General features: G+C 46.9%; 28 protein-coding genes. 4 read left to right on the top strand and 24 right to left on the bottom strand.

Annotated elements, in window-relative coordinates:
* Positions 1-6: 6 nt before the first annotated feature.
* The 11 genes from JCM10914_RS11360 to JCM10914_RS11315 form a co-directional block, all read right to left on the bottom strand.
* A complete protein-coding gene (locus JCM10914_RS11360; RefSeq protein WP_023960886.1) occupies positions 7-381 on the bottom strand; it encodes a BlaI/MecI/CopY family transcriptional regulator in 375 nt (124 codons plus the stop codon).
* A gap of 152 nt (positions 382-533) precedes the next feature.
* A complete protein-coding gene (locus tag JCM10914_RS11355; protein WP_231638618.1) occupies positions 534-1,265 on the bottom strand; it encodes an alpha/beta fold hydrolase in 732 nt (243 codons plus the stop codon).
* Positions 1,266-1,431: 166 nt separating this feature from the next.
* The gene (locus JCM10914_RS11350; protein WP_023960882.1) at positions 1,432-2,130 is read right to left on the bottom strand and encodes an ABC transporter permease; all 699 of its coding nucleotides are present in this window, start codon (positions 2,128-2,130) and stop codon (positions 1,432-1,434) included.
* A 7-nt stretch (positions 2,131-2,137) separates the two neighbouring features.
* Positions 2,138-3,052 (bottom strand): ABC transporter ATP-binding protein, encoded by a 915-nt coding sequence (locus JCM10914_RS11345; protein WP_023960880.1) that lies wholly within the window; start codon positions 3,050-3,052, stop codon positions 2,138-2,140.
* 167 nt (positions 3,053-3,219) lie between these two features.
* Positions 3,220-3,492: an ATP-binding protein gene (locus JCM10914_RS30125; protein WP_023960877.1), complete on the bottom strand. Its 273-nt coding sequence runs from the start codon at positions 3,490-3,492 to the stop codon at positions 3,220-3,222.
* Positions 3,480-4,157 (bottom strand): sensor histidine kinase KdpD, encoded by a 678-nt coding sequence (locus JCM10914_RS11340; RefSeq protein WP_023960875.1) that lies wholly within the window; start codon positions 4,155-4,157, stop codon positions 3,480-3,482. The genes JCM10914_RS30125 and JCM10914_RS11340 overlap by 13 nt, the downstream gene beginning before the upstream one ends.
* 3 nt (positions 4,158-4,160) lie before the next feature.
* Positions 4,161-4,859, bottom strand: a complete 699-nt coding sequence (locus JCM10914_RS11335) for a response regulator transcription factor (protein ID WP_023960873.1) — start codon at positions 4,857-4,859, stop codon at positions 4,161-4,163.
* A 234-nt stretch (positions 4,860-5,093) separates the two neighbouring features.
* Complete coding sequence (gene helD, locus JCM10914_RS11330; RefSeq protein WP_023960871.1) at positions 5,094-7,511, bottom strand: RNA polymerase recycling motor HelD; 2,418 nt, start codon at positions 7,509-7,511, stop codon at positions 5,094-5,096.
* Between the two features lie 370 nt (positions 7,512-7,881).
* On the bottom strand, positions 7,882-8,382 hold the full coding sequence (locus tag JCM10914_RS11325) for a cupin domain-containing protein (RefSeq protein WP_023960869.1): 501 nt from the start codon (positions 8,380-8,382) through the stop codon (positions 7,882-7,884).
* A 110-nt stretch (positions 8,383-8,492) separates the two neighbouring features.
* Positions 8,493-8,816, bottom strand: a complete 324-nt coding sequence (locus JCM10914_RS11320) for an AzlD domain-containing protein (RefSeq protein ID WP_023960867.1) — start codon at positions 8,814-8,816, stop codon at positions 8,493-8,495.
* Entirely contained in the window at positions 8,813-9,544 is a 732-nt protein-coding gene (locus JCM10914_RS11315) for an AzlC family ABC transporter permease (protein ID WP_036717791.1), read from the bottom strand. The genes JCM10914_RS11320 and JCM10914_RS11315 overlap by 4 nt, the downstream gene beginning before the upstream one ends.
* 79 nt (positions 9,545-9,623) lie before the next feature.
* Here JCM10914_RS11315 and JCM10914_RS11310 point away from each other — a divergent pair, with 79 nt between their 5' ends.
* Complete coding sequence (locus tag JCM10914_RS11310; protein WP_023960863.1) at positions 9,624-10,175, top strand: helix-turn-helix domain-containing protein; 552 nt, start codon at positions 9,624-9,626, stop codon at positions 10,173-10,175.
* Between the two features lie 22 nt (positions 10,176-10,197).
* On the opposite strand, the gene JCM10914_RS11305 is transcribed toward JCM10914_RS11310, so the two are convergent.
* Both JCM10914_RS11305 and JCM10914_RS11300 read right to left on the bottom strand, forming a co-directional pair.
* The gene (locus JCM10914_RS11305; protein WP_023960861.1) at positions 10,198-10,833 is read right to left on the bottom strand and encodes a GyrI-like domain-containing protein; all 636 of its coding nucleotides are present in this window, start codon (positions 10,831-10,833) and stop codon (positions 10,198-10,200) included.
* 182 nt (positions 10,834-11,015) lie between these two features.
* Positions 11,016-11,651, bottom strand: a complete 636-nt coding sequence (locus JCM10914_RS11300; RefSeq protein WP_231638617.1) for a hypothetical protein — start codon at positions 11,649-11,651, stop codon at positions 11,016-11,018.
* Between the two features lie 241 nt (positions 11,652-11,892).
* Between JCM10914_RS11300 and JCM10914_RS11295 the strand changes: the two genes are divergently transcribed.
* Positions 11,893-12,816, top strand: a complete 924-nt coding sequence (locus JCM10914_RS11295; protein WP_023960857.1) for an LD-carboxypeptidase — start codon at positions 11,893-11,895, stop codon at positions 12,814-12,816.
* A gap of 112 nt (positions 12,817-12,928) precedes the next feature.
* Positions 12,929-14,056 (top strand): N-methyl-L-tryptophan oxidase, encoded by a 1,128-nt coding sequence (gene solA, locus JCM10914_RS11290; RefSeq protein WP_023960855.1) that lies wholly within the window; start codon positions 12,929-12,931, stop codon positions 14,054-14,056.
* Between the two features lie 78 nt (positions 14,057-14,134).
* On the opposite strand, the gene JCM10914_RS11285 is transcribed toward solA, so the two are convergent.
* The 3 genes from JCM10914_RS11285 to JCM10914_RS11275 form a co-directional block, all read right to left on the bottom strand.
* The gene (locus JCM10914_RS11285) at positions 14,135-15,163 is read right to left on the bottom strand and encodes an ABC transporter substrate-binding protein (protein ID WP_023960853.1); all 1,029 of its coding nucleotides are present in this window, start codon (positions 15,161-15,163) and stop codon (positions 14,135-14,137) included.
* 64 nt (positions 15,164-15,227) lie between these two features.
* Positions 15,228-16,295 (bottom strand): iron ABC transporter permease, encoded by a 1,068-nt coding sequence (locus JCM10914_RS11280; RefSeq protein ID WP_023960852.1) that lies wholly within the window; start codon positions 16,293-16,295, stop codon positions 15,228-15,230.
* Positions 16,292-17,299, bottom strand: coding sequence for an iron ABC transporter permease (locus tag JCM10914_RS11275; protein ID WP_023960851.1), 1,008 nt, complete (start codon positions 17,297-17,299; stop codon positions 16,292-16,294). The genes JCM10914_RS11280 and JCM10914_RS11275 overlap by 4 nt, the downstream gene beginning before the upstream one ends.
* Before the next feature lie 240 nt (positions 17,300-17,539).
* Here JCM10914_RS11275 and JCM10914_RS11270 point away from each other — a divergent pair, with 240 nt between their 5' ends.
* Entirely contained in the window at positions 17,540-19,123 is a 1,584-nt protein-coding gene (locus JCM10914_RS11270; protein ID WP_023960850.1) for a helix-turn-helix domain-containing protein, read from the top strand.
* A 142-nt stretch (positions 19,124-19,265) separates the two neighbouring features.
* Here JCM10914_RS11270 and JCM10914_RS11265 read toward each other — a convergent pair whose 3' ends face one another.
* The 8 genes from JCM10914_RS11265 to JCM10914_RS11235 all read right to left on the bottom strand — a co-directional run bounded on the left by JCM10914_RS11265 (position 19,266) and on the right by JCM10914_RS11235 (position 24,890).
* The gene (locus JCM10914_RS11265) at positions 19,266-19,733 is read right to left on the bottom strand and encodes an SMI1/KNR4 family protein (protein WP_023960848.1); all 468 of its coding nucleotides are present in this window, start codon (positions 19,731-19,733) and stop codon (positions 19,266-19,268) included.
* Positions 19,734-19,806: 73 nt separating this feature from the next.
* Positions 19,807-20,139 (bottom strand): triphenylmethane reductase, encoded by a 333-nt coding sequence (locus JCM10914_RS31770; RefSeq protein WP_023960846.1) that lies wholly within the window; start codon positions 20,137-20,139, stop codon positions 19,807-19,809.
* 4 nt (positions 20,140-20,143) lie between these two features.
* Positions 20,144-20,665, bottom strand: coding sequence for an NmrA family NAD(P)-binding protein (locus JCM10914_RS31765; RefSeq protein WP_370570234.1), 522 nt, complete (start codon positions 20,663-20,665; stop codon positions 20,144-20,146).
* Between the two features lie 306 nt (positions 20,666-20,971).
* Positions 20,972-21,586 (bottom strand): ABC-2 transporter permease, encoded by a 615-nt coding sequence (locus JCM10914_RS11255; RefSeq protein WP_023960842.1) that lies wholly within the window; start codon positions 21,584-21,586, stop codon positions 20,972-20,974.
* Positions 21,579-22,445, bottom strand: coding sequence for an ABC transporter ATP-binding protein (locus JCM10914_RS11250; RefSeq protein ID WP_023960840.1), 867 nt, complete (start codon positions 22,443-22,445; stop codon positions 21,579-21,581). Before JCM10914_RS11250 ends, JCM10914_RS11255 begins: the two co-directional genes overlap by 8 nt.
* The gene (locus JCM10914_RS11245; RefSeq protein WP_036717839.1) at positions 22,442-22,825 is read right to left on the bottom strand and encodes a GntR family transcriptional regulator; all 384 of its coding nucleotides are present in this window, start codon (positions 22,823-22,825) and stop codon (positions 22,442-22,444) included. The genes JCM10914_RS11250 and JCM10914_RS11245 overlap by 4 nt, the downstream gene beginning before the upstream one ends.
* 235 nt (positions 22,826-23,060) lie before the next feature.
* The gene (locus JCM10914_RS11240) at positions 23,061-23,879 is read right to left on the bottom strand and encodes a carbohydrate ABC transporter permease (RefSeq protein ID WP_036717836.1); all 819 of its coding nucleotides are present in this window, start codon (positions 23,877-23,879) and stop codon (positions 23,061-23,063) included.
* A gap of 132 nt (positions 23,880-24,011) precedes the next feature.
* Positions 24,012-24,890, bottom strand: coding sequence for a carbohydrate ABC transporter permease (locus tag JCM10914_RS11235; protein WP_023960833.1), 879 nt, complete (start codon positions 24,888-24,890; stop codon positions 24,012-24,014).
* Position 24,891 lies beyond the last annotated feature (1 nt).

The following is a 24,891-nucleotide window of genomic DNA, read 5'->3' as shown; positions in this document are numbered from 1 at the left end:
CTGCACCTACTTTTCTGAAAACCACTTTTTCAGTTCATTAATGTCTTGATCAGATAGCTTGTCGCCGTCATACATAGCTGAAATCAGATTTTTAATGGAGCCTTGATACAACCCGTCCAAGACGTGCTGCGTTTCTAGCAGCTTATATTCCTCAGGAGAAATACGCGGCACATATTGGTTTGAACGTCCATGTTTCGTAGCGGTAAGTATCCCTTTGTCCACTAAACGCGATAGAAAAGTGGACACGGTCTGTGCTTTCCATTCTCTTCCCTTTTGAGCAAACATACTCAATAGTTCAGTGGAGGTTACAGGGGGAGTACACGCCCAAATCGCCTCCATTAATTCCTTTTCCGTATCCGATAACTTTTGAACTTGGTTCACAGTGAACACCTCATTAATTCGTTATGCGTCCATAACGAGTTGAATTACTACACTACGTAGTAGTAATAATATACTACATTTTGTAGTAGGTGGTCAAATGTAGATATAATAAAATCAAATTTTAACTTCGTTTTGAATATTGAGCGCGCTTATCATGACTGCGTGATGAACGCATTGACGGAAGTAACCAATCCATGTAGATCATCGATAAGCGGAGAGTGACCTGCGTCTAAGGTAATATACCGGACCGTTTTTCCATGACTAGCAAAATCTTCGATAATTTCCTCTGTCATCTGTCGTGTAGTAATCAAATCCTTGACACCCCAGATGACAAGTACGGAGCATTGAATACGGTGTAGCTCCCCTGTTCCATCCGTTAGTCCATTGGACACGGTACTGATGTTGAATCGGTTTGCGGCATCGGCAACCTCGATCATGTTTCGTTGCTGAATGCTGGCCTGGACGTACTTCGCACGAGACATCGCATCGGATTGACGGTTATTGAACATAAAATAACCCATCGCCTGTTCAAAATAATCCTGATCCTGCTTCTGATTTGCCTGAAAGGTCATCGTTAGACTGGGGTCGTTAGCTATTTGCTCCTTGGTCTGCAGACGATCACCTTCGGCATTCACAGCTGCGTATCCTCTGGTCGAGATGGAAGCCAACAGAATCAACTTCTGTACGCGATCCGGATAGTCGGCCGCAAATTGCATGGCGATCCCTCCTCCATTCGACCACCCCATGACGATGACCTGATCCAAATCCAGTTGGTTTACGAATTCATATAAATCTATAGAAAAATCCTTAATCTCATGAATTGGATTCAGATAGCTGGACTCGCCATAACCGCGCAAATCGACTGCTATTACACGCTGGGTCATATCAGAATGTTCCAAATAACGGTTCCCACAGTTCTGAAGAAGCCATATTCCCGTGTATCAAGAGCATGCAAGGTTCGGTTCCGGCTCTTTCTCTGTAGCTTAGCGTTTCTCCGCTCGGAAGCAAGGCTGTCTTTATATTGATTGTCATCATGTCCCCTCCTCTCCTTTACAAATCTCCTAATTTATTCACGAATTTAACCGACAAGAAGATACTGGCCACACCTAGTACGCTGAATAAGGCATATAGAAAGTCCGGATTCAACGTAATTCGAAGCAGTCCAACAAAATTAGGGAACTGCATCAGGAAGACGGCACAAATAACCGTGGGGATGACCGCTCTCTTCCATACTCCAAACCAAAATAGCGGAATCAAAGAGGCGAGTGCGACGACGATGGAGTGAATGACCATCCGAGCCGCATAATTCATCAGGTCTGTCACCGTCGGTGTTCCGGGAATGACATCCAGGATATGATCGAACGCGTAGGTCGCTATACCGCTAAGCACAAAGGATACCAGCGTGCCGAAGAAAACCGCAATGATAATAAACAGTACTTTGGCTAAGACAAGTCTTTTTCGACTTAGCGGGTATCCGAATGAAAGGGCGATCGTTTTGTTCTTATATTCTTCAATGAATACATGATTGATCAGGGAAGCCCCGAACAACAGAAACCCCAGCTGAATCGGCAGCATCAGCTCCATTGCAGCTGCATAACTCTCGCCAAAACGAATCATTGGCATATCGACAAAGACTACTTTGAGAAATAAGACCGGCAACAACATGATTATGACCCAATACGTAATGACTTCGCCGATCACTTTTTTCCGCTCTAACTTCCTCCATTCAAGTCTTATTAACTTCATCATTTCGGATTCACTCCTTTCCTTGCATTTGGTGATAGAAATAGTCTTCCAACGTGCTGGTATGTTTCTGGATCTCCTCGATCTCGATTTCATGCGCTATCAGCAGCTTCGTGATTTGACCCGGCGATATATCGGCATCATAGATTCGGATGCGCTGATCTTTTACGATTTTAATATTAGATATTAGCAGCTCATGCTCTAGTAAAAAGGCAGATTTCTGCACGTTCGAGGTCAAAATTTCAATATAATCGGTCCGCTGCCGCTGAATGTCGGCCAAGGACACTTCATCCACCAATCGACCATTCTGAATCACGCCGATGCGGTCTGCTACCTGCTCGATTTCCCCCAGGATGTGGCTGGACAGCAGGAACGTGATGCCATATTCCTGGTTCAGCGTTCGAACCAAATCCCTCATATTTTTAATGCCGATTGGATCCAGTCCGTTCGTGGGTTCATCCAGCACGATCAATTCCGGCTTGGTGATAGCTGCTCTTGCAATGCCAAGACGCTGCTTCATACCCAGCGAGAATTCTTTCACTTTTTTCTCCTCGATGCCTTTCAATTGGACCAAGTCCAATGCTTGGTGAATCGCTTTATTATCATAATAGCCCAAGTATTCGCAGTGAATCTGGAGATTCTCCATGGCCGTCATATGCTCGAAAAAGATCGGATATTCAATGATGCTTCCTACGCGCTTCAAGCCCTCTTTCGAGCTTTCGGACAATTTCTTGCCGAATAACATGATCGCACCAGAGGTCGGAAGAATGAGGCCCGTGAGCATTTTCATGATCGTTGTCTTGCCAGCGCCGTTAGGTCCCAGCAAACCATAAATCTCGCCCTTTCTCACATTCAGATTGACACTGGATACAATGGCTTTTCCTTTTACTGTTTTCGTCAGTTCAGAAGTTTGAATAATGTAATTCATGTAATTACACCACCTCGATTACAATGTGTTCCTTTGGTTACCTTTATCATAGACTGGAGAGTTAAATTATTCCTTTCTCAATTCTTACATGTTTCTTAAGAATGAAATTTAGTTACAATCGAGAAAAAAAAGAGACGTTGAACGACAGAACAACCTCTCTCATTTATTTAATAGGTTAATTGTTTAAATTTGCAGGTGAAGGTTGTTTTTTTCTCAGCCTGTGAGCTGCTTAGACTGATCGTCCCGTTCATCTCCTCCGTTAAACGTTTAGAAATACTGAGTCCCAGCCCGCTTCCATGAAATTGCGGGTTTCGAGCATCGTCCAGGGTATAGAGTCTTTCAAATACACGTTCTTGATGAATCTCTGCGATCCCTTTGCCACGATCCCAAACGTCAACAGCTACGATTTCCCCTTCATCCCGAACCGTTAACCCGAACACGCCACCATGCTACCATAGCGGATGGAATTCGATATCAGATTGCTTAATATTCGATGCAGCGCATCCTTGTTACCATGGAAATAATAAGGCTGTTCAGGAATGTCGATCTCCACCCGAAGATTTTTGGAGATCAGCAGATCGTAAAACTCAAGGACGGTGTTTCGGCAAACCTCGCTCAGCGATATTTTGCTTAACGCGATGTCATAGTCCTCCGATTCGATTTTGACAAGGTCGAAGAATTGATTAAGCAATGAGATCAGACCGTTCACTTTTTCATTCAACCGTAGAATCACTTGTTCCTCTTCTTGTGCTGTCAACGAATTCTTCTGATTCAGTTTTTCCGTATAGCCCAGTATGACCGTCAGCGGAGTTTTCAGATCGTGGGACATGTTCGAGATCATTTTCCTTTGGCTGTCCTTCGTTCTGGCATAATCCGCAAAGACCTTCTGCTTGTTATCCAGAAGACGGTTAATCTGTATAAGCAGTTGCTGAATCGGGTCATCGCCAGTCGGTACCAGTACTTTCTCAGTGGTTTCATATTCCAAGATGTTTGAGATTCCACTTGTTATTTCAAGAATAATTTGATTCCGTTTTCTTCTGGAATACCATTGCCAGCCAATGATTACAGCCAATACGCCGATAATGACGCATAAAAGAAGGATCATCGCCTAATCCCCCATTTTGTATCCGATTCCCCAAATCGTCCGAATGTATTGCGGAGTGGACGGATCCTCTTCAATTTTCTCCCGAAGTCTTCGGATATGAACATTGATCACGTTCTCATTCCCATAATATTCGTCTTCCCAGATGAGTTGGTAGATTTGTTCCTTAGTGAATACCCTGCTGTGATTGGTCATAAGCAGCTTTAAGATATGAAATTCCTTAGCGGTGAGCGGGATGCTTTTATTCTTGGTTTTTGCGGAGAACGATTGCAAATTCAAGATGAGATCCTTATATGTAATAACAGGAGGCTCGGTAGGTGTGCTGTCCGTTTCTGAGTAAAGCGTTGACCTACGAATGGCAGCCTGTACTCTGGCGGTCAACTCGATCATGGAGAACGGTTTGCTGATATAGTCATCCGCACCAAACCCAAGGCCCATGGCCTTGTCGAGGTCACTGCCTTTCGCAGATATTATCAAGACAGGAACTTTGCTGGTCTCTCGGATACGCCTGAGCAAATCCATGCCGTTTACCTTGGGAAGCATCAAATCCAGCAATATTAGATCGAACATCTCTTTTTGAAAAAGAGCGAGTGCTTCCTCTCCGTCGCGTGCAGATTCAACGTGATAATGATCCTGTTTCAGCTGACTTTCAATCAACTGATTTATGTCGTTGTCGTCTTCTACAAGCAGAATTCGTTTTTGCATATCATAAATCCTCCTGACTTGCTCGGTTAAATAGAGATGTCCCGATCATCGTGGAACATCTGATTGCTTTTGATTTTAACACAATTTGGAACAATCCACGTTATTCATACGGGCACGGTAAATCGCAAAAAAGGTCATTCGTTTCTGAGAAACGAATGACCCTTTGTCGATCATTATGAATCGCTTTGAACCGTAGATAACGACCGTCAGCGCGACCAATGTCACCCTAATCCATCAGTATATTGCTTTCTCATACAGATTCCCATGCGATTCCTGCACGAACGGCGACCAATCTCCCGTCGTGTACAGATGGAGCCGATGCATGGCCCGCGTACACGCTGTATAAAGAAGCTTACGCTCGCTGTCCTGACCATACACATCAGAGGAAGCCTCATAGACCAATACAGCATCGAACTCGACACCCTTGGCGAGATACACCGGGAGGACCATGACGCCTTTCTCAAAATTCAGCGTCTCCCTCGTAATGAGCTGCAAATCTTCTCCGCCATGATTCAGTAATGATTCATGAGCCTTTCGGCTCTCCGCCGCAGTCTTTGTGATGACAGCGATTGATGCGAAACCTTCGGCCTTGAGCGCCGCGATATCCCCCAATATGCGCGTATCACGCTTCTCCCTGCTGTCCACGCTGGTGAGAAGCGGCTTTTGCCCACTCCTTTGAAACGGTATAATGTCTGCTCCACCTGGCAGCATTGATTTGGTGAACTCAACGATCTCACTTGTTGAACGATAACTGCGTACAAGGCGAATCAGACTGGTTTCGTGTTCGCCGTAAAGGCGGATTAATGGCGAATCTGCAGCATCCAAACTGGTAGACTGGATGAAGATCGCTTGCCCAAAATCGCCCAGTACTGTCATCCGGGCGCGCGGAAACAATTTTTTCAGATATTCATATTGAAATGCCGAATAATCCTGACCCTCATCCACGAAGACATGGCGGATCTCCTTGTTCGTTCTGACGCCTTCGACCAGTTCTTTTACGAACAGATAAGGAGTCGCATCCTCATGGAATAATTCGTTCCGGCTCAGCTTATCTTTGGTCTGTCTGCAGATTTCCGGCCAGAGCGGAGGAATGACACCCGTATTGGTTTTGTCCCGATACGAGGTTTCGTCGTCGAATAGTTGAGCGTATATACCGATGAAATCGACAAACGAAAATTGCTTCACGCTTTTTCGAAGCGGCTTAAAACTCTCCTTCACGATGGCACGAAGAATCAGCTCTTCCTCCCGCTGGGCAAAATCAATGTCGCCTTCATCGCCCCGCCGCTGCTTGTTCATTAGCTCGTGGATTGTAGCGTAATGTTCCGAGAGATCGAATAAATCACGCTCTTTGTGCAGCTTGCCGAATACTTCTGCGTACTGTTCGTTATCGAGATAATTTAACTCATCCTGGACCCAGGATGCGTGACGCTCCTTGCGTTCGAGTGAAGCCAGTCGATCCAAGAGCCATTCCTGCAAAAGAGCGACGCGACTATATAATGGCAAGGAACTGTCGTACTCGTACATTTTCTCGCTCATACGCTCGGAGGTTATCAACACGCGATCACGAAACCGGATATCTGTGAACAACATCCCTTGTCGGCCCAGCCACTGTCCGTAGTTCTGCAGGGCTTTCAGATAAGCTTCAGAGGTTTTATAAGCGATCCCTTGAAGTCGAGCCGGATATCCCGGTACCCCTTGTTCAGTCAGCGTGTATTCAATCTGATCAAAGATATCCTCTGACCGCAGGGATCCACTGAGCCAATAGTCAATGTACTCCTGAAACGTGGCCTGTTGCATATTTTCTTCGCCGAGTTCTGGAAGCACGGAAGAAATATAACTGCCAAACATCGAATTGGGTGAGAACAACACGATCTGATCGGCCCGAATCGTTTGGCGGTGTTTGTACAGTAAATACGCCACCCTCTGTAGAGCCGCGGAAGTTTTCCCACTGCCCGCTGCACCTTGAACAATCAGCATCCTGCTGTTATCATTGCGAATGATGGTGTTCTGCTCCTTCTGGATGGTGGCTACGATACTCTTCATTTGCGAATCTGCGTCCTTACCGAGTACCTGCTGCAGCAATTCGTCGCCAATCGTTTCGCTCGCATCAAACATATTGCGAATGTGTCCATGTTGAATTTGAAACTGTCGTTTGAGTGTCATCACCCCTTCAATTCGACCTGCCGGTGTATCGTAAGAAGCTTCACCGGGTGGATAGTCGTAATAGAGGCTTGCGATCGGAGAACGCCAATCATAAATCAGAAAACTCAATCCGTCATCGTCAATGAATGAAGATACCCCGATGTAGACCTGCTCGCTTGCGCTCAAACCATGCTCGTGAAAGTCAACCCGTCCAAAATATGGCGACGGCAGCAGCCGCTTTAGGCCATTCCATTGATGTACCAACCGTCTGTGACTGCGCTCCCGTTCGGCCAGCATCACGGACTGCTGCTGCACAGAGTAAAAGCTGTCCTCGAAATCTTCGGTCGTGCTCGTGTTGATCGTCAATTCTTCCCAAAACCGCTTGCGAATATCCGCGGCCTGATCACGTAATCCTGCAACCTCCGGCTCCAGTTCGCTTACTCTGGCCTGCAATTTGTTCCTGACTTGCTCCAGCCGTTCCTGTTCCTTATGGAACCTCTTCTCTTTCATCTTCTAGAACGCACTCCTTTACCTTTTTATGGAAATTAAAAGTGCATTGACAAATCAAAGTTTCGGATGTAAAATTAAATTAGGAGTAATAATTAATACATCTTTTTTGAATTTGTCAGTAGCGCTAATGATTATATCATAGCGTTATTTTGCGTTCAATTGTTTTATTTTCTTCCATTAAGTATAATGTCATATTGCGACCAAGATGAACCCACGACTTGTGCATGGGTCATTTTTTATGGCTATTCCGCAGTCAGTCATAGATATGACGAAGACGCAGCCTAAATGGGCTGCGTCTTCCACCAACACAATATATCAAACATACGGGGGTCCCTGTCCTAAGTTGATGCCAACCGCATGAGTCTCCAGGTTACTTCACCCATTTATCCAGTAGCGGCCCTTCCTTCCCATACACCGGGTCCGTGGGCGGAACAGGCACGTTACGAATTTCAGCGATTGCCTGCGTTCGATCGGTCGGATTCCGCTCTCTCAGATTGGGTGTGCTGCCACCCGGATACGCCCCTACGACCGCAAAATCGGGGCTGGCGTCTATCTTCATATGCGCCGTTCCAGCAGGTAACACCATCACGTCGCCCACGCCGAGCGTGAGCCGTTCTCCGGCGTCACCGCCGATGAGGACGGTTGCGCTGCCAGACTTCACGCCGAGCACCTCATGGGTGTTGCTGTGGTAATGGTGGTAGTCGTATACGCCGCCCGTCCAGCTACCTGTCCATTGATGACGGTTGAAGGCTCCCTCTAGGCTGTCCGGGCGTTCGGCAAATATGCCTTCGTATACGATGACCGGCAAGTCCGGATTGTTAGGAACTTCGCCATCGTCCTTTACAAAGAATGATCTGACCTGTGCTTTCACATTCATCAGCTCCTTTGGGGAATGATTTCATACAGTACCAGTACCCGAAGCTTGAGTGATCCAATCATTCGAGATCATTTTGACGAATTAATTCAAGCGTACCCGTTGCATTAGAACAACAATCTAACAACAGCCATACATACGATGCCAACCAGAACCGTAATGGATAAGCTCTTGCTCCATAAGGCCGCCGCAATCGTAGGAACTATAGCGGCAAGCACTCTCCAATCGATTGCCAGCAAAGATTCATCTTCAACGATCAAGCTATCAACGATCAGTGCAGCAAAAATACAGACTGGAATATAAGATAGCCACTTAACCGCAACTTCAGGCAGCGCAATCTTTCTTATCACGATAAATGGAATAATTCTTGGAACAAAGGTTACGAATGCGCAGCCTAATATGATGAATAAAATCGATAAGTTAACATTCATTTGTCTTTGGCCACCCCAATCGTTGCCGTAATTACTGTGGATAGGATGATGGCGATATGAGAAGGAACAAACATACTGAGAACCAGCATCAATATGACAACATAAGCAATTAAGGTTAGATAAAATTTCAGTCTTTCATTGTCGATATTCTGTAGTTGCAACACAAGCAAAGCCACAAACATAGCCGTCAATGAAAAATCCAACCCGAATACTTCAGGATTTGAAATCCATTTGCCGAAAATAGCGCCCAGCGTACAAGACAAAATCCAGCATGTATAAGCTGTTACATTCAATCCGTTCATCCAAGCCGCATTGATCTTTTGCTTTTGGGCTATTTTGTTAACGGCAACACCAAACGATTCATCTGTTACGAGAGTTCCGATCCCGATATTTTTCATTAGTGAATATTTTGCGAAATGAGGAGCCAGTGTCATGCTCAATAAAAAGTGGCGTAAATTCACAATGAAAGTCGTAAATAGAATAACGGATATGGGACTTCCTGATACAATCAACGCGCAGATAATAAATTGCGCTGCGCCAGCATACACAAGCGCGGATAACAAAGCAATTTCTAGGATGCTAAGACCAGAGGAAGCTCCTACAATTCCAGCAGCAATTCCAATGCTGACATACCCAATGAGGGTTGGGATACAATCTTTTACCCCTTGATAAAAGGTGGCGGATTTTCTTTCGCTTTCGCTTGCCATTTTGTGAGACCATTCATTCATCATATTTCCATCCTATTGTCTGTTATAATGTTCATATGTATGCTATAATAAACAAACAATAAGAGTCAAGGAGTTTTTTATGGAATTCATTCAACTGGTTATAGCAAACAATCTTGCAAAAATGAGAAAAATGCGCGGTTTGAGTTTGGACGGTTTGGCGGAACTGACCGGAGTCAGTAAGGCCATGTTAGCTCAAATCGAAAACGGTAAATCCAATCCATCCGTAACTACACTGTGGAAAATTGCCAATGGGATGCAAGTATCATTTTCTGCTTTTTTGAAAGATACGGATCAGCCGCAAATCGAAAAAATCAATATCGATCAGTTGACCCCCTTGGTTGATGACGATGAGAATTATTTTGTCTATTCCGTATTCCCGTTTCATCCGGACAAGAAATTCGAGATATATACGGTAGACCTGAAACCTGGGTGCAGGCATGTCTCCGAAAAGCATTTAGGCGAGGAATATTTGCTGGTACAGCGCGGCAAGCTTACGCTCGATATACAAGGGCAAAACTTTGAATTGGGTACGAATGAAGCTTTGAAATTTAACGCCAACACGGAACACATGTATATTAATGCTACTGAGGAACTGACTAGGTTCTATTTAGTTATTGCTTATCCCGACTAATCGTCAAATTTTACAATGCCTGCTACGGCCTGTCCGGATCAATTATTACAGGGAATCTCAGCACCGTTTTCAACTTTGACGCTTCTGTCTTGCGAGGATCCGACAAATAAATTTCCCGATGGATTTTACTTGCACGATGATACCCCTGTTCTGTACAAAATGCTTCCATGCGTGCAAAGCTTTCCGGTTCATCGTCAAAACTTCCAATATGCATCATTTGGCAACTCAATCCATCTTCGACACAGGCAAACTGAATGTTCTCAAGGTACGGATTTAACTTCTTCCTTCTCAACTGTTCCAAAAATCGTACGAAAAGTTCTTCCGTCAAAAAATCGGGTTGGCGGATCATCATCGTGTATTTCAAATTGCTTTTGTCTGTCGCTGGCTTTGATCGATCAAGCAAGTCCCATTCGCCCTCTAGTGGAAATACCGTATATTCATAGTATCCAGCCGGCACGATCTCACGTTTGTGAGACATCCTCACCGCATAACTCATACTGTACAAAGCTTCTGTTACCATGGCGAATTCTTCGCCGTTAGGGTCCCCGGAACCGCTGATCATAAAAAATGGCATCCGCGGTACTTCCACAATCTCCGGCAACGTTTTTGGTATATAGAGTTGTTTATAGTCTTTCTTATAATCTACCTTCTTGCCCACAGCCCAACATCTCCTTTGGATTCTTAATCATGCCTTTATTACATGGATGGATCGGGATCTGCCACCTATTATATACCTTATATATGTCATCTTCTGTCGTATTAGATAATGAACTTTGTCTTTAAAACAAAAAAAGCCGCGGGTTTCGCGACTTCATATACGTGCATATGCACGCTCTATCATTATAGATCGCTTCGTACCGTAGATAACGACACGAGCACCGGTCCGGCAAAATCGGAAGCGGCCTCGCCCTTAGGATTATGAAGTCTGAAGAGAAAGGCGTCCCCGGTTTCCGACTGCCACACGATATAATCGCGGATTCCTTCGCCGCTCGAGGCCTGGAGGTAGAGCTCGGCGGAACCCAGCGGATGCTCGATTAACTCGCCGCTATGATTGGATACCTCGCCGAAGGCTTCCAGTTCTTCTTGGCCTTTCGTTTCAAGCTCTGTCAGATCGTAATCGGCAGGCAGCGGTTCAATGACGACCTCGTATTCCGGGTCGCTGCTGAGAAACAACCGTCCTTCGCCAGCATCGAATTCAAATTTCTCGAATACGTATAAGGAGAAACCCTCACCTTGATGCAAGGTCGCTGTGTGTGACTGGTTGCCCTCGGCGGTCATCAAATCAAACGTTTCGCTTTGTGGCCGCGCCGTTTCAGGCGTCGGTTCGCTCTCCGACTCAGGTGCAGGTACCTCTTCGTTCATCGGTGGTGACATTTCAGGGGGAGCGGAAGGTTCCGTTCCTCCCGCACATGCCGTAAGCGATAACGCCATGACGAATATCGCAATCTTCATTATAGCAGAACCTTTTGAATTCAAGATGAATCACGCCTTTCTGAGTTTAGTCCATGTTGATGTTTATGTGTTATTACCCACATAGGAGCATCAACACGCAAATCAACAAATCTATTTAAAATGAGGTACATATCATGAAAAAGATCAACTGGCCCGGACGAAGCAGGTTGGACAATTCATCTGGTTACGCCACGCTGGTTCTGGATGTTATCCTCTATATCCCTCGTTGGATCATGAGACTGTTGTAGAGGAGGAGGATAAACATATGCCGATACGTCCGCCGATCTTGCAGTTGGGCGATACCGTTGGAATTGTTACCTTGGGCAGCCCGCTCGCTGCAAACATAATAAATGCACGGGTCGAATATTTGAGGGCAATGGGGTTCAATACGGTATTGGGTCAATACGTATATGCGCAAAACGGGTTTCTTGCAGGCACAGATGAGCAGCGCGCATCCGATTTGATGATGATGTTTCAAGACGAGCAAGTCAAATGGATACTGCCGACAAGAGGCGGTACAGGAGTTGCCGGGATCCTTCCGTACCTAGATTATAATGTGATCCGAAATAATCCCAAAATCGTCTCAGGTTACAGTGATATCACGGTACTATTAAATGTGCTGCATCAATATGTGGAACTCATAACATTCCATAGCATGCTGCTGATTGACTTCAAACCCGAAACGCCCGCTTATAATTTCGAACAGTTTTTTGCCGCGACATCCGTATATTCATTAAACCAAACCATCTTGAATCCAACGGGGATGCCGTTGATAAGCCGTGTTCCAGGCAACGTGACGGGGCAGCTTGTGGGCGGTAATCTGACATCATTTGTCGATACGCTCGGAACGCCTTTCGAAATCGATACGCGGGGTAAAATTCTTTTTCTTGAAGAGACACATGAACCTACCAATACCGTCTACAGGTACTTGAATGATTTGAAGCTTGCCGGAAAATTTCGTGACTGCATCGGTATTATTATGGGTGAATGCACTGGCTGCCAGGCGGCTTATGGAAAATCCTACGAGGATATAATCAACGAATTTGTTGTACCTCTTGGTAAGCCGATCATAACGAATCTTGCCACAGGCCATGGTTTTTATAAAGCGGCTTTGCCGATTGGCGCAACAGTCAATCTCGATTCCGTCCGGAATTCAATAACAATCGTTGAACCAATTGTAAGTGTTTAACAATCGCTTCGACTCCTCCCCCTCCGCGAAGACGAGGCTATCATTCTCCTATCGATTAACCTTATATTAACATGGTATAATCGTTAAGCTATTCAAGGAGGGATAACACGCCATGCATTATGACGTAATTGTAGTTGGAGCAGGTTCGATGGGGATGGCGGCAGGTTATTTTTTAGCAAAGAGTGGAAAAAAGACGTTGTTGTTAGATTCCTTTAACCCACCCCATAACAAAGGGAGTCATCACGGAGACACGAGAATCATTCGGCATGCTTATGGTGAAGGCGAAGAATACGTTCCGCTCGCGCTCAAGGCTCAAGAATTATGGAACGAGTTAGAGCAGATGACGGGAAAACCATTATTTCTCCCAACCGGGGTTCTGAACGTGGGCGACGAGAACAAGAGTTTTATCCAGAATATCATCTCAAGTTCACAAACCTATTCATTGCCAATTGAAATTTTAAGTTCAAATGAAGTGAATGAACGTTGGCCTGGCATCACTTTACCGAGTAAGTATACGGGGTGCTTCGAACCAACATCAGGAGTGCTGAAATGTGAGGAGTGCCTCGAAGCATATCGGGACCTTGCAGAGCGGCACGGAGCCACCATCTTAACCAATAGCAAAGTGAAAGAATTATTGGTTCATGATCAAAGCGTTACCGTCAAAACGCAGGACCAAACTTTTAGCGCTCATGGGCTAGTGGTTTCAGCAGGAGCGTGGTCAGGAAGCCTACTTTCCATGTTGGATTTAGAGCTGCCATTAAATCCAGTAAGAAAAACAGTTGCTTGGTTTGACGTCAATGAAGATTTATATAATCATCGGGATTTTCCAGCCTTTTCGTTTGAGACAACTCAAGGACAATATTATGGTTTTCCAAGCATCCATGGTTCCGGACTCAAATTGGGCCGACATGATGGAGGAGAAACAATCAATCCCGATGAAGCCATCCTCGAATTTGGTGAACTAGAGAAAGACGCAACAGATTTAAATCAATTTTTACATCGCTTTATGCCTTCTACACGACAATTGAAATACGGAAAAACCTGCATGTATACACTGACTCCTGACGAAGATTTCATTATCGATTTGCATCCGGCTTATCCTAACGTTGCCATTGCATCAGGTTTCTCAGGACATGGCTTTAAATTCAGCAGTGTCGTTGGACAGATATTAAGCGAATTGATTACTTCAGGGAAGACCGAGCACAATATTTCTTCTTTTTCAATCAATCGATTTAGGTGAAATCGTTCAAAAACCAGCTAATCATGATATTAGCTGGTTTTTGGTAACCGATCATATTTAACTGGTTGGCCGGACCCCTTATAGACCTTCCATGTATCGTACGATATCATTGACCAACAGATTAGCGGCTTTTATTCCACCTGCCAAGTTCCATACAACCTCATCAACTTGGAAGGCCGTATCATTCTTGGCAATGTCTAGATTGGCATACAGTGGATCATTCATCCATTCCTGCTGATTGAGCGTTCCACCTTTCTCTTCATCGTAGTCGGCATTAAAGTAGAACATCACGTCGCCGTCCATATCCGCGATTCGCTCTTTATCGATCACTTCCATGAAATTATCGACATCCTGCGAGGCCGGGCGAGCGAAGCCCAGGTCCTGCAGAATCACGCCAGCAAACGTATCCTTCTGGTATATACGAACCGCTTGCGGCAAGAACCGGACAATGGATACTTCTTTGGTCAGTTGACTTTCCAGTTTACGCTTGGCATCTGCAATATGCGCATCGTAGCTGGCCATGACTGCTTCCCCATCCGCTACCTTGCCCAGCGCCTCGGAATAGAGCTTGAAGTTGTTCTTCCACTGCCCGGCCAGGTCCTCAGAGAACACAGTCGGTGCAATTTCCTTCAATTGATCGTAGATGAGCTCGTGGCGGATTTTGTTGCCGATGATCAGATCTGGCTGAAGCTCAAGAATAAGCTCAACATTGGGCTGCGATTCATCACCCAATTCTTTCACCCCTTGCATTTCATCCGCAATATGAGAAAACCAACTATCGCCAAGTCCTGAATTGACCGCACCAACCGGGATAATGCCCAATTCCAATACAGCCTCTGTTCCCTCTTGGGTCAGAACGACGACGCGCTCCGGCGTACCTGTCAGTACAGTTTCACCCATCGCATGTTGGACCGTGCGCGGCTCATCTATGGGTGCTTCAGGCGTTGCCTCTTTGTCCGTGTCCTCCGTTTTTACCCCAACTGCCGAGGTTGAAGTAGTTTCCTGCTCCGTCGTCTTATTATCTGCATTTCCGCAAGCAGACAGCAACAGTACGCACGCCATCATGATGGCGATCATGGTTAATAATCCCTTTTTCATTGCAAACATGGTTATTCTCCTCCATAGTAAATCCGGTCAGCGTTTGTGATCTCTGCCAGATTGTTCTCATAAATCAATTGCCGAACTGGCGTTTCGTGTATAACAGATAAAAGAAGAACGGTGCGCCAATGGCCGCGGTGAAGATACCCGCTGGCAGATCGTACGGCATGAACATGAGCCTCCCAGCCATATCTGAACCAACAAGTATAATGGCACCGACCAACGCCGAGACAGGAATGAGTATCCCGTGGCGGATACCGACCAACATACGGGCCATGTGTGGCGCCATTAGTCCGACAAAGCCAATGCCTCCGGCGATGCCGACTGCGCCTCCAGCAAGTGCAACGCTAATTAGAAGCAGTATCAAACGGGTGCGCTGCACCGAACTGCCCAAACCCGCAGCGGTCGCATCGCCGAGCGACAGCACGTCGAGATGCCGCGACATCATCCACCCAACCGGAAGAAACACAGCAACCCATGGAAGCAGGGCAAGCAAATGGGGCGTGGACAAGCCGTAAATCGTACCGCTTAGCCAATTCAACACCTGAGCAGCCTTGAATGCAGGACCGCTGATCAACAGAAACGTCGTTAGTGCGGACATCGCTGTAGCGATGCCTACACCGATCAGGACCAGCCGAATCGGCGATGCCCCTCGTTTCCAGCCGAGTAAATAGATGAGTACAGCAGCGATGAATGCGCCGGCGATTGCAGCTACAGGCAACCAATAAATGCTGAAGCGGCTGCCTGTCAACGTCAAGAATGCTACAGCAGCCACCGAAGCGCCTCCGTTGACGCCCATAATATCAGGCGAGGCCAGCGGATTGCGGAACACCCCCTGCATGATCGCTCCCGCTGCGCCCAGTGCCGATCCGACAAGCGCGGCAACGAGTACGCGCGGCAGACGCAGCTTATGAATGAGCATACTTGTCTGAGTGTCGCCCGCACCGAACAAAGCAGCAATGACTTCACGAAATGGCAAGCGGGATGCGCCAAAAGATATGCTAAGGATAATTAACAATCCCAGGATGAGCGCGAGCGTCACAATGACTGCAAGACGTACTCCATAACCTTGCATCCATTGCCTACCTTCCGGTGCACCGACACGGCGAGTGTTGCCGCGCCATGCACCGCCGCCGCTCATTCCATCCTCCTTCTGGCCAGATAGATCAAGAATGGGACGCCAAGCAGCGCCGTCGTAACCCCGACAGGAATCGTCTTGGGCATCAGCACAAATCGCGACACGATATCCGCTGCTACGAGCAGCAACGCTCCGCCAAACATACAGAACGGAATAAGCCAAAAGTGATTAGCTCCGAATAGGAAGCGCCCGATATGAGGCACCATCAATCCGATGAAAGCGATCGGTCCGGCCAGCGCTACCGAGCCTCCCGCAAGCAATACAATAGCCAGCAACGTCAACCCCCGAATGAGCCAAATCCGTTGACCGAGTCCCTTCGCAATGTCATCGTCCATAGCCATAACATTGAACGATCTACTCAGAACCAGCGCGATGAACCAACCAATCGCCAGGTAAGGAACAATCGCCGCCAATTGCTCTAACTTGCGGCCGGACACTGAGCCGACGGTCCAGAATAACAGCTCGTCCATTGATCGATCGTTCAGCAACATAATGCCAGACGTAATCGATGAAGCGAACGCCGCGAAGGCGGCGCCGGCTAACGTCAGCTTAACGGTACGGAATCCGCCCCTCCCTGATGAGCCTAATGAGATGACGCAGACCGCAGTAACCGCTGCGCCCGCAAACGCGATCCAAATCATCTGGCCGAATGAGAATTGAAATCCGGCCGCGGTTACGACGACCACGACCGCCAGCACGGCTCCGGCATTAATGCCTAGCACGGAAGGCGAAGCGAGCGGATTTTTTGTCAGCACCTGCATCAACGCTCCCGCCACGGCCAGACTCGCACCCACAGCTGCACCGATTAATGCAGCAGGGATGCGAACCGTTCGGATAAGCAAGTGCTCATTGGACCCGTCAAACCGATACCATGCTTCCCACAACTGCCGCAAGCTGAAACTGTGATAACCAAACAAAATACTTATGCTTACGCAAACAACCAGCAAGAGGGTTGTTGCTGCGAGTGCCCCCCATTTCATGCGACGGGTTGTAAACAAACTTCCCACGTTTCCCCTCTTTCCAAGATGCTATTTGATAATAATTCTCACTTATCAATAGTACTGAACTCTCTTCCCCATGAACATGGACGTCATTGTTCTTTTTCCATGGACCGTATTTACTAGAATCTTGCTGCGTGAAGGAACATCGGCATTGGTAATTGCTTTTGAGCGACAACTTCAACTATAATAATGATAATCATTCTCATTATTATGAGAATGAATTTATTTATGGCTAAAGGATGAACTATGATGAATGCTGGTGAGGAATTCACGCCTTATGCGCTGAACCGGATCCGCCGTTTGCGTCTCAAGAAAGGCGCAACACTCCGCTCGCTGGAATTAAACTCAGAAGCGCTATGTTATATTACCAGTGGTGAAGGACAACTGCTGATCAATGGAACCGCGCATCGAATGCAAGTCGGAAATTGCTGCCTTCTTCAGTCAGGCACACGGATTACCGTCCATGTTGGAACTAAGCAGGCTCTTGTTTGTTATATTGTGCAGTATGATAGTCGCAACACCATGACCGGATCCAACAGGTATTCATTCGAGAACCAGGTTGTGCCCGTTCCGAATCCTACAACCTGGGAAACTTTGCTTGAACAACTGCTCCAATTGAATAGATCTCCCCTTCTATCTTCTGTTCTTAGACGGCATGCCTTGTTCTATGAGCTTCTTCACACCGTTGTGCTGCAGGTTGAGCAACAGGCACGGCGTGGTGATGATACGATAAGCAAGACCGTAGATTATTTGAACAGCCACTATATGAACCCAATCGAAATCGGGGCGCTCCCGAGGCTTGCAGGATTGACGCCAAGCGCCTACTGCCGCTCTTTTAAAAAGTTGACGGGACTATCACCCAGCGGTTATCTTACTCGGCTGCGACTCAGCAAGGCGAAGGAGCTGCTTCTCACGTCAGACCGTCCGACTCTGAAAGAAATTGCATCGAGTATCGGCTACAGCGATGAATTGTATTTCAGTCGGGTATTTAAAAAGACGGAAGGCATATCGCCCACCGGCTACGCTTCCCGTAAGCATCATACCCGCGTTGCAGTGGTCAGTCACCTGTTCCTGCAGGACCATCTGCTTTCGCTTGGCATCCAGCCTGTTGCCGCCCCCGCTTATCCTAGCGTATATAATACGCCAAGCGGCTTTCCGGAATATCTTCAGCATCGTCTGGAAGGCACCGTCCCGCTCAATGCAGAACGTTATATCCCGCTTGAGGATGTGCAACATGCCTCCCCGGATCTGATTATTAAAATGGATTTCCGCGGTAATCCAAATGATGATTCATGGCAAGCGGCTGGGAATACGGTGCATTTTGACGGGTGCAACGACTGGGACGATTATTTGCGGGAGCTTTCACGTTTACTGGAGACCGAGTCGCTCGCCGAGCGAATTATCCGGCGCGTAGCGTTAACGGAAACAGCGCAGCGCGACAAGCTGCGGCATTTCAGTAAAGGGGGAGCATGGACCATCGTCCGGATCCTGCCAGGTGATCTACGCATTTACGGCGTGTCGGGACATGCCTTCAGCGATATGTTTTATCGTGGACTCGGTTTTCAGCCTAATGCACAGGTAGGGCATTCGTTCTACAAACAAATCAATCTCGAGGAGCTACTGCAACTGAATCCGGAACGTATGCTCCTTCTATGGAGTGACCATGCCGAAGTTGGACGCCTCAAGCACCACCCGCTCTGGAATGAGCTTCGAGCAGTGCAGCACGATCAGGTCTATCACCCGGACAGCAGCCAATGGGATCCGTGGGGTCCTGTCGGACGTTCATGGACATTGAAGGCTTGTACAGCCTATTTCGAGCAGTTTGATTAGAGCTAACCAGATAATAGACCATGAGCCCAAATCTAAGCAGAACAACAAAGGCAGCCGAGCTCATATGAGCGGCTGCCTTCTTCTTATTTATTGTCAGGATAACGTATTTCCCACTACCATGTTCAAGTATTTTCCAAAAGGTTCAATATACCGAACTGCGTCTATCAATCAATTGCTCCAAAAACTCCGCAAAAGACGGGGCATACTCCTCCACGATTCCGTTCATCAGATCGTAACGTATAACCGTAAACTCTCCCTGCTCATTCGACGAACTCGTGTCGAAATAATAAAGTTCATCCTCATCGGGGACGAACAGATCAAGCCGGTGCGGATACATCGCCCGCCATTCCTCATCTTCTTGATTCAGGCGGTGTATGTACAGAATATCCATATCGTCGATATCCCTCGTTTCCGAAGGACCCAACTTGAGAATTCCCGTGCCGCTTAACAGTGCGATGCCGTAATTCTTGAGCCACCAGCGATAAGAAGGTGGCAGGTTGAATCCAAGCTCTGCTTCCGCTTCCACGATCCATTCTTCTTTTGCACCCCGTCCGGGGAACCACTTTACGGCTGTCGTACTTTCCAGTTTTTTTGCCAAACTTTCGTACATCAATGTAACCTCCTCTTTCAACCTTATCCGGATTTGCCATACAATGAATAGTAGATATCGGACGAAATGTAATCTAATTTTGCAGAGCCTTCTCCACCTGCTCTTTGATCGGTGTCTCAAATCCAATCAGTCTATGTAAATCATCCGTATGTTTCTCCATTCCGCCCTCTGCAATGGTATTATAAATCCCAGCGGTCATAGCGGCATATGTTTCCGACATCCCAACTTGGACGAGTGCATTCTTCACTTCATGGAAGGTCACCGATTGATGAATAACAGGAGTTCCCGAAACCTCGGATATAACTTGAGCCAGATCATCAAAACTCCAAGGATTGTTTGAAACGAGGTTATAGCCCCTATTCTCGTGACCGCCTTCTGTGAGGACCGTTGCTGCAGCAAGCGCCAAATCATCACGGCCTAACCGAATTGACTTTCCCGTTGTTGCTGTTTGTCATGATTTTTCCGGACTTGACATTGGCCTGGAGCAAGGGATTAATGAAGAACTCTGAATAGCCGCCGTTCCGCAAAAAGGTGTAAGGGATTTTAGCCGCACGAATAGCATACTCCGCAGCCATATGAACAACGGCAAACGGATTGTTTTCCGCAAAGGCGAAGCTCGTATAGGCAATGTGTTCAATGCCTGCATCTCGGGCAGCTTTTATGACATTGGCATGCTGAACCACACGTAAAGCATCATCGGAGTCAGGACTTGAGATGAACAGAAGCTTGGTTGCATCCTGAAGAGCGTTACGTATGGTCTCGGGTTCATTATAATCTCCTTTACGAACATCAATCCCGTTCTTCATCAGATCAGTAGCCTTATCAAGATTACGAACGAACGCAATAATATGACTTGGAGGCATCCGTTTCAATAAATGCTGAATGACAAGGCTCCCGAGCTTCCCTGTTGCTCCTGTAACAACAATCTTCATGGTCTGATCTTCCCTTTCTGAATGAAATTCCGAGCCTTTCATTTGCCTGCTTCATTCCTTCTTTAGATAAGACGCGATATCCTTAAATTGGTTGCGTTCTAACCAGCACAAAAAATAGCCGTAATAATACGGCTATCAAGTGGTCGAATATGAAATCTTTGCCGCGCCGGCCATGTGCGCAGATCGTTGAGGCCCGGAGCATGCTCGCTAGGCATATCTGGAAACATCGGTACTGGATAGCCCATCGGAGGATCAACAATCTCGAGCTCTCCTCCAATAGGGCTAGGCGTGGTTCCCTTACATATTTTATATATCTTTCCGATTAAACAGAAATACCGTTAAATAATAAGAACCGATCAGCAGCACGACGAGAACGGCTGGGATTAGCAGCAATGTCAGACCTTCTACGTTGACTTGATTCATCAGGAAAGCCGCCGGCTGGGCCAGGACAATGAGTGCGATCATGAATACCACATTAATGATGCCAGCCCCTTTCTTGCTTAGCGCATAAAAAAGCGGCATATAAATCGAAATTAGAACAAACACGATGCCTATAGATAACAGAATAGCTGCAATGGGAACATCCGGCTTGTTGAACTCTGGGTACGCAAGTCTAAAGATCCAGTGAATTCCATAGGAAGCCAGGACTCCAAACAGCGTGTGCGCGATGACAGTCAAGTATTTGGCTTTCACGATATGCTTTCGGCTGATCGGCAGCGTGATCAGAAAATGGTGATGATTGCTCTTGATATCGATCATGGTGGATATAATAATGGCACCAAACGCCGTATAGATCCCTACGAAGTAAAACGACGTTTCGGTAGTGGGTATAAAGGCGATGCTGAACACCACTAAATAAACAAGGATCATCCATAGCGAGCTCTTGACTGCGATGAAATCTTTACGAAACAGATTAAGCATGAACTCGCCCTCCCTTGGCAGTAAAATACATAATGTCTTCCAAGGATGGCTTCTCCAACAGAGCATAACCGTCAAACAATCGCTCGGCCTCCTGTCTCTCGTCAACTAAACCCTCAAAGCCAACCCCGGTCTCACGGATTCCGATAAAATGATTGCGAATATCTTTATCCAGCAGCTGCCGGTCACCCTTCACGAGGACATATCTCTCCATGATATCATCTTTAGCCTCGTTAAAGACAAGTCTGCCGCGATCAATGAATGTAATATAGTCGGCAATACGATCCAAATCCGTCGTAATATGAGTCGAGAAGATAATCGTGTTTTTTTCGTCCTGCATCATATCCGCGAGCAGATCCAGTAGTTCCCTTCTGAAAATAGGGTCCAAGCCAGAGGTCGGTTCATCCATAATAAGCAGCTCTGCCTCATGCGATAAAGCAATAGCGAGCGCAAACTTGATCTTCATCCCCTTCGATAAGTCAACAATCTTCTTCTTGGGCGACAACTCGAACTGTTCCAGATAGTTGTTGAATTTCTTCTCATCCCACTTCTTATAGAAGGGTGCGATCATCTTCTTCGTGTCGGATATCGTGAGATGCTCATAATAGAAGCAGTCATCCGAGACTATGGCGATACGCTGCTTGATAGCGACTTCATCCCTAGGCATGTCGCAACCGAGTATCTTTACGCTGCCGGAATCCGGACGCACCATGCCGAGTATCATCTTGATTAAGGTGCTTTTACCCACGCCATTCGGACCGATGATACCGGTAATGTAGCCTTGTTTGACGTCAAGTGATACCTGATCGACGGTAAATAAAGGGTATTTCTTTGTTAGCTTGCGTACTTCGATTGCGTTCATAGCGTGTGGTCCTCCTCGAACAATAGTGTCAAATGATCGATGAGATCGTGTTGACTCATATTTAATTCCTTGCTTTCGCGAATGATCTCCATCATCTTCTCTTCCAGTCGCTTCATGCGCTGTTCCCTGATGAAATCTTTATTGGCCCCCGATACGAAACAACCTTTGCCTACAACGGAGTCGATGAGCTCCTCTTTCTCCAGCTCTTCATAGGCCCGCTTCGTTGTGATGACACTGACTTGCAGATCTTTAGCCAGCTGCCTGATCGAAGGGAGGCTGTCCCCTGCTCGCAATTCTCCGCTCAGAATGCTCCTTCGAATCTGATTGATAATCTGTATGTAAATCGGATCGCTGGATGCATTGGATAAAATGATGTTGATGTTCATTCAGTCACCTCTCAGCTGAGATTGAGTATATACCGTATATATATAATATACACACTATATACACGTGCGTCAACTCATGAGCATTTTGCATTCGCTTGGGCATGATGGCATCCATTCGAGAGAAAGCGAACAACACCAAAAAGAGCAGGATTACCCTGCTCTTTTTGGTGTTGTCCGATTCCTTGAGATCAATCAAACTGCGACGAACCTATGGTTTCAGTTACCCATATTACTTTACTCCATTATATACGAACGCCTTGATTATGGAACGTTGTGCGAAGAAGAACACGATCAAGATGGGCACGACAAGAATAAGATTCGCCGCCATCAGAATATTCCATGTCGCAACGCCTTCCGTTTCGCGGATTTTCGCGATCCCGAGCGGCAAGGTTCTTGCCGTTTCGTTTGTCGTCATGACCAGTGGCCAGAAATAATCGTTCCAATGGCTGATGAAGCTGAATAATGCAATCGTGATTAGTGCAGGACGTGCCATCGGAATCATCAACTTCCACATGATCTTCCACTCCTTGGCCTTATCCAGTCTTGCCGCTTCAATAAGCTCCTCGGGAACCTGCTTAAAGGATTGTCGGAGCAGGAAAATGCCGAAAGCGCTGGAGGCAAACGGCAGAATCAGCCCCAAGTGGGTGTTCAGCAAATGCCATGAGCTAAGCTGCAGATAGACCGGGAGAAAAATAAGCTGGGATGGAATCATCAAGGTTACCATGACGAATCCGAACAGAATGCCGGAACCCCGGAATTGAAATCTGGCAAAAGCATACGCTGCGGGAATCATCGTCAGCATTTGCAAGATGAGAATGCCGCCCGCGATCAGGACACTATTGAAGAAGTAATGAAGGAACGGTCCAGAGTTCCAGGCCCGGATAAAGTTTTGCCATTGCGGATCGTTTGGAATCCATTCCGGCGGAAAGATCATCGTTTCCGGCAGTGTTTTCAGCGATGTCGAGATCATCCATGCAAATGGCATCGCGAAGATCAGGACAAGGCCCAGCATCCCGATGATATTCAAGACTTTCAGTATGACGTTCATCGTCTTGAGTCCGCTCCAAGGCTCCGGCCTTACGTTTTTTTCAGAAGATTCTCTCACTTGAACGGCCTTCTCTATTGCACTCACTTGAAATCGTCCTCTCCTTCCGTTGCTCATATATGCCCTAACTTCGGCTTATCTGTAGTGAACGCGCTTGGACAACATACGGAAATATATGATCGTCAGCACACCAACGATGATGAGCAGCATCACACCTGCTGCCGAGGCATAACCGATCTTGAAGAAGCGGAAGCCGTATTCGTAGATGTAATACACAAGCGTATTGGTCGAATTAATCGGTCCGCCTTGAGTCATGATCGCAATCGTCTCGAACACCTGGAATGAGCCGATCATGCTCATGATCGCCAAGAAGAACAGCGTTGGCGACAACATCGGCAGCGTCAGTTTACGGAACGTCCGCCACCGTTTCGAACGGTCAAGTGCGGCTGCTTCGTATATGCTTGGCGGAATGCTCTGAAGTCCGGCAATAAACACCAACGTATTGAACCCGATTCCCTTCCACACGGCGACCAGTATCAACGACAGAAGCGAGGTGTCCGGATGAGACAGCCACTGCAGCGGCGATAAGCCGAACAAGCCGATTACCCAATTAAGCAATCCGTACTCGGGATCCATAAGCCAGCTCCACAACAAGGAGATGGACACCAGGGAGATAATGTGCGGACTAAAGATCGCTCCCTGCACGAATCCGTAAAACAAACCCGAGCGATTGAGCCAGAGGGCGATCACTAGCGAGATACTGAGCGTCAGCGACACCGTGGCAAAGGTGTATATGGTCGTATTCAGGAGCACCTGCACGAACTCATTGTCCGTCAGCAAGTCCTTGAAATTTTGCAAGCCTACATAATTCTTCGTCGGACTGACGAAGTTCCAATCGAAGAAGCTCAGATAGATCATGTAGAAGATCGGATAAATGAAGAAGATGCCGAATACAGCAAGCGAAGGAGTTATCATGCCATAAGGCTTCAGTCGTTCCCAGAAACGAGACTTCATG

This window comes from Paenibacillus sp. JCM 10914, assembly GCF_001315105.1.
Taxonomy (GTDB): domain Bacteria; phylum Bacillota; class Bacilli; order Paenibacillales; family Paenibacillaceae; genus Paenibacillus_AQ.
The sequence above is the reverse complement of the archived record's forward strand: the minus strand, read 5'-3'. Positions and strand labels throughout refer to the sequence as shown.